The sequence below is a fragment of the Prauserella rugosa genome (assembly GCF_000719975.1).
GTDB classification, from domain to species: domain Bacteria; phylum Actinomycetota; class Actinomycetes; order Mycobacteriales; family Pseudonocardiaceae; genus Prauserella; species Prauserella rugosa.
This window is the reverse complement of the sequence record NZ_JOIJ01000007.1, coordinates 293749-306527: the sequence shown is the minus strand read 5'-3', so window position 1 is coordinate 306527 and position 12779 is coordinate 293749. Positions and strand designations below refer to the sequence as shown.

Here is a 12779-nt window from a genome sequence, read left to right as displayed (position 1 = left end):
ATGGGTTCCAACTCGCTCGGCCACGCCGCGGCGATCACCAGGGAGACGCTGCCGCCGATGCATCCGGCCGGCAGGCCGTTCGTGCTCGGCGGGATCGCCGCGACGCTCGCGCTCCGTAAGGTCTCCGCACCGCTCGGTGTTCTCGCGGGCCTGGGAACGCTCGCCACGGCCGCGTTCTTCCGCGAGCCGGTGCGGGTGCCACCGGAGCGATCCGACCTCGTGGTCGCCGCCGCCGACGGCACGGTGTCGCTGATCGAGGAGGCCGCCCCTCCCGCGGAGCTCGGCCTTTCCGACGAGCCGCGCACCCGCGTGAGCGTGTTCCTGTCGGTGTTCGACGTGCACGTGCAGCGCATGCCGGTCACGGGGGTCGTCGAACGCGCGGCCTACCGGCCGGGCAAGTTCCTGTCCGCCGACCTCGACAAGGCCAGCGAGGACAACGAGCGCAACTCCCTGCTCGTGCGCACCGACGCAGGCCACGACGTGGTCGTCACACAGATCGCGGGCCTGGTCGCCCGCCGGATCGTGTGCCAGGTCGGCGAGGGTGAGCGCCATCAGGTCGGGCGGACGTACGGGCTCATCCGGTTCGGCTCACGGGTGGACACGTACCTGCCGCACGGCAGCCGCGTGCTGGTGCGCAAGGGTCAGCGCACCATCGGCGGCGAGACCGCCATCGCCGAGACGGCACCGATCGCTGCGAGGGACTGAGAAGCCATGTCCCGCACCACGCCCGGCGTGCGGCTGCTGCCGAACGCCATCACCGTGCTCGCGCTGTGCGCGGGCCTTTCCTCCGTCCAGTTCGCGCTGACCGGCGACTACGTGCTCGCCATCGGCGCGATCGGCATCGCCGCCATCCTCGACAGCCTCGACGGGCGCATCGCGCGGCTGCTCGACGCCTCGTCGAAGATGGGCGCCGAGCTCGACTCGCTGTCCGACGCCATCTCCTTCGGTGTCGCCCCGGCACTGGTGCTGTACGTGTGGATGCCGGGTGACGACCGGTTCGGCTGGGTCGCCACGTTGATCTTCGCCGTGTGCATGGTGCTGCGGCTCGCCCGGTTCAACACGTTGCTCGACGAGGACCAGCCCGCGTTCGCCGGCGAGTTCTTCGTCGGTGTTCCCGCGCCCGCAGGCGGTCTCGTGGCGCTGCTGCCGGTGATGCTCACGCTGCAGTTCGGCGACGGCTGGTGGTCGGCACAGCTCGTCGTCGTGCTGTGGACGGTGGCGACGGCGGCACTGCTGATCAGCCGGATCCCGACGTTGTCGCTCAAGAAGCTGCGCGCCCCGGCCAAGGCGGTCGCCCCGCTGCTGGTCGGAGTGGGCCTGCTGGCAGCCGCGGTGATCCAGTACCCGCTGATCTCCCTCGCCACGGCACTCGTGCTGTACCTGGCGCACATCCCGTACGCGGTGCGCCGCTACCACTGGCTGGCCGCGCATCCGGAGGCGTGGGACGTGCCGGGGCACGAGCGCAGGGCCATCCGCCGCGGTCTGCGCGGCCAGCGCAGGCTCGGACTCCGCAAGCCGCGGCTGCGCCGGGTCGCGGGTGTCGCACGGCGGGCGGTGCAGCGCTCGGACAACGCGCCCGCCTCCTCGCACGTATCCCGCGTCTACCCGCCCGCCGATCCGGCGCGGACCTCGTCGCGCAAGCGGGGCTGGCGCCGCATCGGCCTGCGCCAGCGCGAACGCTGACGCAGGGCAGGTGACCGTGTCCGGCTCCTTCGCCACGCCCGGTCGCCACTGCCCATAGAGTGGCGACCGTGACGTCCTCCGCACAGCTCACGCTCACCGTCCGGCACACCCCGTCCGCGCTCGATTCGCGGCGCGGCGTAGTCCGTCTGCACCCCGAGGTGTTCGACGCACTCGGCCTGCGCGGCTGGGACGCCGTGCGGCTCACGGGTGCGCGCGTCAGCGCCGCGCTGGCCGCCCCTTCGACCGACGGTGGGGCACCGGGCGTTCTGCTGGCCGACGAGCTGACGTTGTCGAACCTCGGGGTCACCGAGGGCGCGGACGTGGTGGTGGCGCCGTGCGAGGCGCCCGTGGCGCGAACGGTGACCGTGTCGGGATCCCGCCTCGCCACGATGTCGCTCACCGCCCAGACCCTGCGGCAGGCGCTCGCGGGCAAGGTGCTGACGGTCGGCGACGCCGTGTCGCTGCTGCCGCAGGACCTCGCCCCGCCGCCCGGCGCCGACGTGGCCGCCGTGCGCGGCACGCTCTCGCGCGCGATCGGTGCGACCTGGACCACCGAACTGCTGACGGTCACGGCCACCGAACCCACCGACGCTCCGGTGGTCGTCGGACCGTCCACCGTGGTGCGCTGGCGCGGCACGGAGTCCACCGAGCCGGGTGCGGCAGCCGAAGCCGGCGAGGCGGCGGGCGCCGCTCCCGTGGACGCAGGCGCCGGCCACGCCGTCACGTCGACCGCCCCGGCCACGCGGCAGGCGCAGACGGCCGAACCGGACGTCGCCGAGATCACCGTCTCCGAACCGGCCGACGCGGCCGACGTCCCGCCGGTGTCCGAGCTCGCCGGACACGGCGCGGCGGCGCGCACGCTGTCGGAGTGGTTCGACCTCGCGTTCCACCGTCCCGAGCTGCTGGCGAAGCTGGGCACGTCGGCCCGCCTCGGCGTGCTGCTGGCGGGACCGGAGGGCGTCGGCAAGGCCACGCTCGTGCGCTCGGTGGCCCACGCCGAACAGGTACGCGTCGTGACGCTGGCCGCACCGACGATCGCGGTGCTCGAACCGGACGCCGCGCTGAACCGTCTCGCGCAGGCCGTCGAGGCCGCGACGTCCGGGGACGGGACGGGTGTGCTGCTGCTGACCGACGTCGATGCGCTCCTGCCCGCGCAGAACCAGCCGCCGGTGGCGACGGTGCTGCTCGACCGCCTCCGCACCGCGCTGACCCGGCCCGGGTTCGCGCTCGTGGCCACGACGGCACATCCGGAAGCGGTCGATCCGCGGCTGAACGCGGTCGACCTGCTCGACCGCGAACTGACCCTCGCGCAACCGGATGCGAGTGTCCGAACCGAACTGCTGCGCATCCTGATGCGCGACATCCCGGTGGAATCCGATGTGGACTTCGCCGGGATCGCCGAGCGTACGCCGGGTTGGGTCGCTGCCGATCTGCTCGCCCTGCGCCGCGACGCGGCGGTCCGCGCCGCGCTGCGCCAACGCGACGAGGGTGGGGAGACCGAACCCCGCATCGCCCACCAGGACCTGCTCGACGCACTGACGTCGGTCCGCCCACTCTCGATGTCCGAATCGGACACGCTCGCCACGGGCGGGCTGACGCTCGACGACGTCGGCGGCATGGGCGACATCAAGCAGTCGCTCACCGAGGCGGTGCTGTGGCCGCTGCGCTACCCCGACTCCTTCGCGCGTCTCGGCGTGGCACCGCCGCGGGGTGTGCTCCTGTACGGCCCGCCCGGCAACGGCAAGACGTTCCTCGTGCGTGCGCTCGCAGGTGAGGGCGCGCTGAACGTGTTCGCGGTCAAGGGTGCCGAGCTGATGGACAAGTTCGTCGGCGAGTCCGAACGGGCGGTGCGCGAGCTGTTCCACCGCGCGGCCGAGGCGGCCCCGTCGTTGATCTTCCTCGACGAGGTCGACGCACTCGCCCCTCGGCGCGGCGCGTCGAGCGATTCCGGGGTGTCCGACCGGGTCGTGGCGGCGTTGCTGACCGAACTCGACGGGGTCGAACCGTTGCGGGACGTGGTGGTGCTGGGCGCCACGAACCGGCCCGAGCTGGTCGACCCCGCGTTGCTGCGCCCCGGAAGGCTGGAACGGCAGATCTACGTGCCGCCGCCCACCGAGGAGGCCCGCGCCGACATCCTCCGGTCGGCGGCGAAGAACACCCCGCTGGCCGGTGACGTCGACCTGGACGAACTCGCCCGGTCGTTGGAGCGCTACTCGGCCGCGGACTGTTCGGCGTTGATCCGTGAGGCCGCGCTCACGGCGATGCGGGAGTCGCTGGAGGCCACGGAGGTCACCGCCGCGCATCTGGACAAGGCGAGGCAGGTCGTGAAGCCCTCGTTGGACCCGGCGCAGCTGGCCGAGCTGGAGGCGTACGCGCGAAACCGGTGAGGGCCGCCGGGCCCGGCGTGCGCCCTGCCTGCCGAGCCGGGCCGGTGGCCCGAGCGGCTCAGCGGTCGGCGTAGTCCTTGGTGACGATCACGATGACGCCGGGACTGGAGTCCTCGATGCCGTCGAACCGCTTCTCGACCCGCATGCCGAGCTGGCCCGCGAGCTGACGCGCCGCGGGTTCCTCGGCGGTGCCGGGCCGGAAGTACACGGTGCTCGACGGGATGACGCCCTGCGAGTAGTTGCCCACCTCGACGACGTTCCAGCCCCGGCCGCGCAGGTCGCCCGCGGCGGTGTGTGCCAGACCGGACACGGTGCTGTTGTTGTAGACCCGCACGCCCACCGCGGCGGCGCCGACCTGTTTGTTGCCGCCGTCGGTCGCGCCGCCGGAGCCGTCGCCTGCCTCGGCCGAGTCGCCGGAGCCACCAGAGCCGTCGGAGTCGCCGGAGCCGTTCGAACCGTCGGAACCGTTCGAACCGTCGGAACCGTTGCCGGAGCCCTCGTCAGAACCGTTGCCGGAACCGTTGCCGGACTCGTCGCCCGAGCTGTTGCCGTTGCCGTTCCCGTTGCCGTCGCCGGAACCGTTGCCGGAGGTTGGCGACTGCCCGTCGGTGCCGTCCGGGGAACCGGACTGGCCGCCGTCGGGTTGGTTGTTCTGCGACGTCTGCTGCGCGGCCGGTTCCTCGTCCCCGCCGCCGCTCACCAACGTCACGCCGCCGATGACCGCCGCGATGACGGCGACGGCGAGCAGTCCCAGCCCCGCGGCGCGCATCGGCCTGGACAGACCGTCGAAGATGCTCATGACAGTTCAATCCCCAACCGCCGCGCGGCGCGCACCCGCTGCCGGGAGGCCCTGGCCTTCCGCAGTCGCTTGACCAGCATCGGGTCGGCGCGCATGGCGTCCTGCTTGTCGATCAGCCGGTTCAGAATCTGGTAGTAGCGCGTCGGCGACATCGCGAACAGCTCGCGAATGGCCTGTTCCTTCGCGCCGGCGTACTTCCACCACTGCCGTTCGAACGCCAGGACCTCGCGTTCGCGCTCGGACAGCCCACCGGAGTCGTCGGTGCCCTCCGCCGAAGCGGACGGCTTGTCAGGCTTGCCCTTGCCCGCCATCGACTCCGCGGCGTCCATGTGACTCCTCGCAACGTTCTCGGCGAAATAACACGCGTGTGGTTTCCGCAGGCGCCATTAGATCACGCACGACCACCCCGAGTGGTGGAACCCGGCCCCGGCGCGTCCCGCCGGGTAGACCGGTCGAGTGGCATCGGAACCAGCCCGGCCCGCCGCCCGACCGCCAACCCCCCACGGAGCCGCGACGCGGCGCTGGCCCGCCCGTCACCCGGCCACCACCCCCCAAGGAATCGCTCCGCGATCCTGCTTCAATGGGTCGGTGAGCATTCATCCCATCGTCATCGCCGGTGACCCCGTGTTGCACAACCCCACCCGCGAGGTGACGGAGTACGACGACAAACTCCGCACCCTGGTCGATGACATGTTCGAGACGATGTACGCGGCCGAGGGCGTGGGCCTCGCCGCCAACCAGATCGGCCTGGACCTGCGGCTGTTCGTCTACGACTGCCACGACGACGAGGGCGTCCAGCACAAGGGCGTCGTGGTCAACCCCAAGCTGGAGACCTCCGAGATCCCGGAGACCATGCCCGACCCGGACGACGACTGGGAGGGCTGCCTGTCGGTTCCCGGCGAGGCCTACCCGACCGGGCGCGCCTCGTGGGCGAAGGTCACCGGGTTCGACACCGACGGCAACGCGATCGAGGTCGAGGGCACCGGATACTTCGCCCGCTGCCTGCAGCACGAGACCGACCATCTCGACGGCTACCTCTACCTCGACCGGCTGGTCGGCAGGCACGCGCGCGCCGCGAAGAAGATGATCAAGAAGAACGACTGGACGGTCCCCGGCAACACCTGGACACCGCCGAAACAGCACTGAGCTCCGCCCCGCTCACACGCTTCCACAGCGAACACCGCGCCCCGCAGGTGACTCGATCGCCGCGGGGCGCGGTGTTGCTTGTGGCGCCCGATGATGGCATCGTCGCTGTCGGAACAACTACATCGAACGCGGGAGCTCGCGCCTTGGCGGGCTGAGAGGGCGACTGGGAATCACCCGGTGTCGCCGACCGCACGAACCTGACTGGGTAATGCCAGCGTAGGGAGTGAACGTCGTTGCAGACGCCTGTGTCCGACCAGGTCACCACCGGCCCCATCGAGGGCTCGACGAAGACATACGTGGCCACCGAATCCGGACTTTCCGTTCCGATGCGCAGGATCGCGCTGTCGAACGGGGACCACTTCGACGTGTATGACACCTCCGGGCCGTACACCGATCCGGACGTCGAGATCAATGTCCACAACGGACTGTATCCGCTTCGCCGCGGCTGGTCGTCCGAACATCGCACCCAGCTCGCGTGGGCACGCGACGGTGTCATCACGCGCGAGATGGAGTTCGTCGCGGTCCGGGAAGGCGTGAGCGCCGAGTTCGTCCGGTCCGAAGTGGCCGCAGGACGTGCGGTGATCCCCGTCAACCGCAACCATCCCGAGGCCGAGCCGATGATCATCGGCAAGAACTTCCTCGTGAAGGTCAACGCCAACCTCGGCAACTCGGCCGTCACGTCGTCGGTCGAGGAAGAGGTCGAGAAGATGGTGTGGGCGACCAGGTGGGGCGCCGACACGGTGATGGACCTGTCCACGGGAAAGCGGATTCACGAGACGCGGGAGTGGATCCTGCGCAACTCGCCGGTTCCCATCGGGACGGTGCCGATCTACCAGGCACTCGAGAAGGTCGACGGAGAACCGGAGAAGCTCAGCTGGGAGCTGTACCGGGACACGGTCATCGAGCAGTGTGAGCAGGGCGTCGACTACATGACGGTGCATGCGGGCGTGCTGTTGCGCTACGTCCCGCTGACCGCGCGCCGGGTCACCGGCATCGTGTCCCGCGGTGGTTCGATCATGGCCGCCTGGTGTCTCGCCCACCACCGCGAATCGTTCCTGTACACGCATTTCTCCGAACTCTGCGAGATCCTGCGCTCCTACGACGTCACGTTCTCCCTCGGCGACGGACTCCGGCCGGGTTCGGTGGCCGACGCCAACGACCGCGCGCAGTTCGCCGAACTCGAGACCCTCGGCGAGCTCACCCACATCGCGCGCGAACACGGCGTGCAGGTGATGATCGAAGGCCCGGGGCACGTCCCGATGCACAAGATCAAGGAGAACGTCGAACTCGAGGAACGGCTCTGCGGTGAGGCGCCGTTCTACACGCTCGGTCCACTCACGACGGACATCGCGCCTGCCTACGACCACATCACGTCGGCGATCGGTGCGGCCGAGATCGGCCGGCACGGAACGGCGATGCTGTGCTACGTGACGCCGAAGGAACACCTGGGACTGCCCAACCGGGACGACGTGAAGACGGGCGTGATCACCTACAAGATCGCGGCCCACGCGGCCGATCTCGCCAAGGGGCATCCGCGGGCGCAGGAACGCGACGACGAGCTCTCGAAGGCGCGGTTCGAGTTCCGCTGGATCGACCAGTTCAACCTCTCGCTCGACCCGGACACCGCGCGCGCCTACCACGACGAGACCCTGCCCGCCGAGCCGGCGAAGACCGCGCACTTCTGTTCCATGTGCGGGCCGAAGTTCTGCTCGATGCGGATCACGCAGGACGTTCGCCGCTACGCCGAGGAGCACGGCCTGTCCACTGTGGATGCCATCGAGGCGGGTATGCAGGCCAAGTCCGAGGAGTTCGCCGAACGCGGCAACCAGGTCTACCTCCCGGTGGTCGAATGAGCACCCCACCGCCCACGGCACTGACGATTGCGGGCTCGGACTCCGGCGGTGGCGCCGGAATCCAGGCGGACCTGCGCACGTTCTTCGCCTGCGGGGTGCACGGCATGACCGCGGTGACGGCCGTGACCGTGCAGAACTCGCTCGGCGTCGAGGGATTCGCCGAGGTACACACCGACGTCGTCACGGCACAGATCCGCGCCGTGACCGGCGACATGGGTGCAAGCGCCGCCAAGACCGGCATGCTCGCCACCGCCGAGATCATCACGGCCGTGGCGAAGACGCTCGACGAGGTCCACATCGGACGCGGGACGGAGACGCCGTTCGTCGTGGACCCCGTCGCCGCGTCGATGCACGGCGATCCACTGCTGCGCGAGGAGGCCCTCGAGGCCATCCGCACGGAACTGTTCCCGCGGGCCACTCTCGTGACGCCGAACCTGGACGAGGTACGCCTGCTCACCGGTGTCGAGGTCACCGACGCGGCGAGCAGGCGAGCCGCGGCCGACGCGCTGCTGGCACTGGGCCCGCAATGGGTTCTGGTCAAGGGCGGCCACCTCGGCGACGGACCGCTCTGCGTCGACCTGCTCTCCGACGGAACCGAGTACCTCGACCTCGAAGGCCCGCGGCACGACACCCCGCACACCCACGGCGGCGGCGACACCCTCGCCTCGGCGATCACGGCCTCGCTGGCCCACGGCGCGGACCTGCCCACAGCGGTCCGGGACGGCAAGCGGTTCATCGAGCGTTCGGTGGCCTCGGCCTACCCGCTCGGGCAGGGCATCGGGCCGGTGTCGCCGTTCTGGCGGCTCGTCTGAACCGAGCCGCGGGTGGTCACCAGCGGCAGAGCGCGTGCAACCTGCCGTCCTTGCGCAGGCAGGGCACGTACCTCGCGCTGTGCAGCTCGTCGCGCGCGGTTCCGCTGCGCAGGTACTCCAGGAACCCGGACTGCACGGGCGCCGAGTCGGGATCACCCTTGGTGTAGAGGTACTCGATCGTCCAGAACGGATAGCCGTCCTGGACGGTGCCGACGTCGGGATAGGTCCCGTCGAGTTCGACGACCGAGAGTTCGCGCCCGTCGGCGCGGGCGGCACCGGCCGAGGGGACGTCGACGTAGCCGATCGCCCCGCGCGTGCTCGAGACCTCCTCGAGGACCTGACGTTCGCTGCCCCGTTCACACCGCACGATGTCGGCGTCGTCGACGCGGTCGGCGCCGTCACAGGTGTCGGACGTCAGCGCTCCCTCCGGCCGGCCGAGGACCTTCTGCTCGAAGGTTGTGCGGGATCCGGACTCCCCGCCGCGGCCGACGATGCGGATCGGCAGCGAAGGGCCTGGGCGCACCTCGCTCCAGTCGCGGTACCGCCCGGAGTAGATGCCGCGCAGCTGTTCGAGGGACAGCTCGTCGACGCCCACCGACTCGTTGACCACCATCGTGTAGACGATCACGGCCAGCGGGGTGGCGTGCAGATCGTCGGCGTCCTGCCGCGCGAGCCCGTCGGAGAGGGCGACCGTGGTGCCGGCCTCCGTCCGCTCGTTCAGCAGCTCGAGCACGCCCGCGTTGCTGCCGGTCGGGGTGATCGTGACGGTCGCGCCCGCGCAGAGACGTTCGTATTCGTCGGCGATGTTCTCGACCGCGGGTGCGAAGGCACTCGACCCCACCACCCGCAGCTCACCGTCGCCGCAGGCCAGCGCGGGATCGGCGGCCGGACGGGAGGCGTTCGCGAGCAGCGTGGCCAGCAGCACGCCCACCAGGGAGCACGCCTGCCGTGGTGACCACACGCGGCCACGTCACCCTCGTCTGCTCGCGCTCGTCCACGAGCCTGCCGCCCGCCAGTTGGCCGTGGATGCTGATGTCCTTGGTGTGCCGCCGCGAATCCCTCGGTTCCCGCAGCACGATCGCGATCTTGAGCTTCTCCTTGCGCTGCAACGCGAACCCACGCAACTGCAGACGTGTCCACTGTGGATATTCGGACTCGGCCGGCGCCTCCGCGACGGCTGTTTCCGCCCTGCGGTTCCACGGGAACCTGCGCCGCGAACTCTTCCGCACCTCCTCGAGCTTCGCCGACGGCTGCTGCGCGGGCTCGGAGTCGGCACCGTCGGCGGGCAGGAAGGTCAGACTGCGTTTGTGCGCGAGCCGGTGGTTCTCGACGCTGGGATCGGAGATGCGCGCGTTCCAGATCACGCGCCCGCCGAAATCGAGCGTCAGCGGATGCCCCTGCAGATCCTCGGGGCGGATGTCCTCGATCCCCGCGTTGCGCAGCCGCACGACGACGCTCGTCATACGGCTCATCTCGTCGGCGAGCTCCCGCATGCCCGGATCGGCACCCGGCGGAAGACCGGCGGTGACGTCCTCGTCGTCGACGTCCGGGCTCACGCCGAGTTTCGAGTTGTACAGCACCCGGTAGGCCAGACGTTTGCGGCGGATCAGATACCGATCCGCGAACGGAGCCGCGATCGCCAGCACCGACAGGACCAACATGGCCACCAGGCCCTGCCCAGATCCCAGCACCGATGCGAGCGTCTGCAGCGTTTCCGCGATTTTCATGGTGCTCGCAGCCTATGGTCGGCCGGCAGCGCCCATGACCACGGAGAATCGATCGTTCACGCTCAGTTCATCGTGGTGTGTTCATGCCGACGCCCACTGGCCCGGTCGCGGAGGCGGCAGAGACACTGGAGGGATGACCACCCGACCTCCTGCCGCACTGACGATCGCCGGTTCCGACTCCGGTGGGGCCGCGGGTCTCCAGGCCGACCTGCGCACGTTCCTCACCTGCGGCGTCCACGGACTCGTCGCCGTGACGGCGGTGACCGTGCAGAACACCCTCGGCGTGCACGACCGCAGCGACATCCCCGCGCGAATCGTGTCCGGGCAGGTCGCCGCGGTCGCCTCCGACATGGGGGTCGACGCGGCCAAGACGGGGATGCTCGCCTCCGCCGAGATCATCGAGGAGGTGGCGGACGCCTGTGACGACGCGGGCATCGGCGCGGGCCGCGACGTGCCGTTCGTGGTCGACCCGGTCGCGGCGTCGATGACGGGCCACCCCCTGTTCGACGACGGCGGCCTGACCGCGCTGCGCGAGCGGCTGCTGCCCCGGGCCACCGTCGTCACCCCGAACCTGGACGAGGTGCGCCTGCTGACCGGCATCGAGGTCACCGATCGCTCCGACATGCGCGACGCCGCTGTCGCGCTGCACGACCTGGGACCGCGCTACGTCCTGGTCAAGAGCGGCCATCTGGTGCAGGACACCGAATGCGTCGACGTGCTCTACGACGGCTCCGAGTTCGTCGAGCTGCCCGCACCGCGCCTCGACACCCCGCACACGCACGGTGCGGGCGATGCGATGGCATCGGCGTTGACGGCAGGCCTCGCGCGCGGCATGTCGATGGTCGACGCGGCGAGGTTCGCGAAGTGGTTCGTCACCGGCGCGGTCGCCCACTCCTACCCGATGGGCGCCAAGATCGGCCCGGTGTCGGCCTTCTGGCGGCTCGCCCCCGAGGACGTCGACCCCCAGGTCTGATCCGTAGTCCGGACGCGGCTCTCGCGCTCAGGGCTGGGGTTGTTCCTCGTCGAGGAGGGCCTCCAGGGCGGGAAGGGCGGCTTCGAGCGCGGCCCGGCGGTCGTCGGGGAGCCGCTCGATGCGGGTGCAGAGCTCACGGATCCGCACCGACTGGACGTCGCCGAGCACGCGCCTGCCCTCGTCGGTGATCGCCGCCAGCCATGCGCGCCGGTCGACCGGATCCGGTTCCCTCGTCACGTATCCGGCCTCGACGAGCGAGGCCACGATGCGCGACATCGTCGCCGCCGCGACGCCCTCCTTCAACGCCAGGTCGCCCAGCCGGAGCTCTCCCTGCGCGGCGAGCGTGGCCATGGCGGAGATCGCGCCGTGCCCGGGGCCGGGAGCCCCGGCCTGCCGCAGCGCGCGCGACAGTCGCCCGATGGTCAGGTACAGCCTGTGCGGGATGTCGTTCGGCGTGGACACCTACGCTCCTTCGCTTTCTCGCACACGTTGAGTGGGCGTTCACCATACGTTCCCACCTCGGCCACGGGGTGACGACGTGATGCGAATGCGATACGCGGCCCGCCGAACAGCCCTCACCACCAGGCCGTCAGCGCGGTGGACTGGACGCCTGCGCCCAGAACCGCTTCGGGATGCGCCCCGCCTCCCTGGCCAACCTGCCCGCCGTCACCGCCGCGCTCATCGCCGAGGCCATCCGCTCCGGATCCTGCGCGCGCGTGACGGCGGTCGACAGCAGCACCGCGCTGCAGCCGAGCTCCATGGCCTGGGCCGCGTCGGAGGCCGTGCCGATCCCCGCGTCGAGGATCACCGGGACACCTGCGCGCGAGACGATGAGCTCGATGTTGTGCGGGTTGCGGATGCCGAGCCCCGTGCCGATCGGCGATCCGAGCGGCATGACGGCGGCGCACCCGGCCTCCTCGAGGCGCAGCGCGGTCACCGGGTCGTCGTTGGTGTAGGCGAGCACGGTGAAGCCGGCTTCGACGAGCTGGGCGGCCGCGTCGACCGTCTCGGTCGGGTCGGGCAGCAACGTCCGGTCGTCGGCGTGCACCTCGAGCTTGACCAGATCGGTCTCGAGGGCCTCGCGGGCGAGTTCGGCCGTCAGGACGGCCTCGGCGGCCGTACGGCATCCGGCGGTGTTGGGCAGCACCGTGATCCCCAGGCGCCGCACCAGATCGAGCACGCCCGAACCGGCGCCGAGGTCGGCGCGTCGCATGGCGACGGTCGTCAGCTCCGTGCCGGAGGCCACGAGGGCGCGTTCCAGCACCTCCAGGTTCGCCGCACCGCCCGTACCGATGATCAACCGCGACGAGAGTTTGTGGTCGCCGATCACCAGGGGGTCGGCCGGGTTCGCATCCGTCATCTCAGGCCACCTCGTTCTCTCCGCCACGTTCGTCGGCCA

The 12779-nt window shown here is 70.7% G+C and carries 13 protein-coding genes and 1 riboswitch; of the genes, 7 read left to right on the top strand and 6 right to left on the bottom strand.

Going from position 1 to position 12779, the window contains the following annotated elements:
• From IF64_RS0112935 to IF64_RS0112925, 3 genes are all read left to right on the top strand, one after another.
• Positions 1–705 (top strand): phosphatidylserine decarboxylase, encoded by a 705-nt coding sequence (locus IF64_RS0112935; RefSeq protein WP_030532331.1) that lies wholly within the window; start codon positions 1–3, stop codon positions 703–705.
• Between the two features lie 6 nt (positions 706–711).
• A complete protein-coding gene (locus IF64_RS0112930; RefSeq protein WP_030532330.1) occupies positions 712–1683 on the top strand; it encodes a CDP-alcohol phosphatidyltransferase family protein in 972 nt (323 codons plus the stop codon).
• Between the two features lie 68 nt (positions 1684–1751).
• Positions 1752–4070 (top strand): AAA family ATPase, encoded by a 2319-nt coding sequence (locus IF64_RS0112925; RefSeq protein WP_030532329.1) that lies wholly within the window; start codon positions 1752–1754, stop codon positions 4068–4070.
• Positions 4071–4128: 58 nt separating this feature from the next.
• On the opposite strand, the gene IF64_RS0112920 is transcribed toward IF64_RS0112925, so the two are convergent.
• Positions 4129–4869 (bottom strand): LytR C-terminal domain-containing protein, encoded by a 741-nt coding sequence (locus IF64_RS0112920; RefSeq protein ID WP_030532328.1) that lies wholly within the window; start codon positions 4867–4869, stop codon positions 4129–4131.
• Entirely contained in the window at positions 4866–5198 is a 333-nt protein-coding gene (locus IF64_RS0112915) for a DUF3263 domain-containing protein (protein ID WP_030532327.1), read from the bottom strand. The genes IF64_RS0112920 and IF64_RS0112915 overlap by 4 nt, the downstream gene beginning before the upstream one ends.
• A 259-nt stretch (positions 5199–5457) precedes the next feature.
• Between IF64_RS0112915 and IF64_RS0112910 the strand changes: the two genes are divergently transcribed.
• The 3 genes from IF64_RS0112910 to thiD (IF64_RS0112900) all read left to right on the top strand — a co-directional run bounded on the left by IF64_RS0112910 (position 5458) and on the right by thiD (IF64_RS0112900) (position 8680).
• The gene (locus IF64_RS0112910; RefSeq protein WP_030532326.1) at positions 5458–6015 is read left to right on the top strand and encodes a peptide deformylase; all 558 of its coding nucleotides are present in this window, start codon (positions 5458–5460) and stop codon (positions 6013–6015) included.
• 118 nt (positions 6016–6133) lie between these two features.
• Positions 6134–6255: riboswitch (TPP riboswitch) on the top strand.
• Complete coding sequence (gene thiC / locus IF64_RS0112905) at positions 6249–7868, top strand: phosphomethylpyrimidine synthase ThiC (protein WP_030532325.1); 1620 nt, start codon at positions 6249–6251, stop codon at positions 7866–7868. (Overlaps the previous riboswitch by 7 nt.)
• A complete protein-coding gene (thiD, locus tag IF64_RS0112900; RefSeq protein ID WP_030532324.1) occupies positions 7865–8680 on the top strand; it encodes a bifunctional hydroxymethylpyrimidine kinase/phosphomethylpyrimidine kinase in 816 nt (271 codons plus the stop codon). Before thiC ends, thiD (IF64_RS0112900) begins: the two co-directional genes overlap by 4 nt.
• A 16-nt stretch (positions 8681–8696) precedes the next feature.
• Here thiD (IF64_RS0112900) and IF64_RS27140 read toward each other — a convergent pair whose 3' ends face one another.
• Both IF64_RS27140 and IF64_RS27135 read right to left on the bottom strand, forming a co-directional pair.
• Entirely contained in the window at positions 8697–9641 is a 945-nt protein-coding gene (locus IF64_RS27140) for a PstS family phosphate ABC transporter substrate-binding protein (protein WP_145600480.1), read from the bottom strand.
• Complete coding sequence (locus IF64_RS27135; RefSeq protein WP_051757797.1) at positions 9532–10407, bottom strand: hypothetical protein; 876 nt, start codon at positions 10405–10407, stop codon at positions 9532–9534. The genes IF64_RS27140 and IF64_RS27135 overlap by 110 nt, the downstream gene beginning before the upstream one ends.
• A gap of 133 nt (positions 10408–10540) precedes the next feature.
• Between IF64_RS27135 and thiD (IF64_RS0112890) the strand changes: the two genes are divergently transcribed.
• On the top strand, positions 10541–11380 hold the full coding sequence (thiD, locus tag IF64_RS0112890) for a bifunctional hydroxymethylpyrimidine kinase/phosphomethylpyrimidine kinase (protein WP_030532323.1): 840 nt from the start codon (positions 10541–10543) through the stop codon (positions 11378–11380).
• A gap of 27 nt (positions 11381–11407) precedes the next feature.
• Here the strand turns inward: thiD (IF64_RS0112890) and IF64_RS0112885 are convergent, their stop codons facing one another.
• Positions 11408–11842: a MarR family winged helix-turn-helix transcriptional regulator gene (locus tag IF64_RS0112885; RefSeq protein ID WP_030532322.1), complete on the bottom strand. Its 435-nt coding sequence runs from the start codon at positions 11840–11842 to the stop codon at positions 11408–11410.
• Between the two features lie 127 nt (positions 11843–11969).
• Positions 11970–12740: a thiazole synthase gene (gene thiG, locus IF64_RS0112880; RefSeq protein WP_030532321.1), complete on the bottom strand. Its 771-nt coding sequence runs from the start codon at positions 12738–12740 to the stop codon at positions 11970–11972.
• Positions 12741–12779 lie beyond the last annotated feature (39 nt).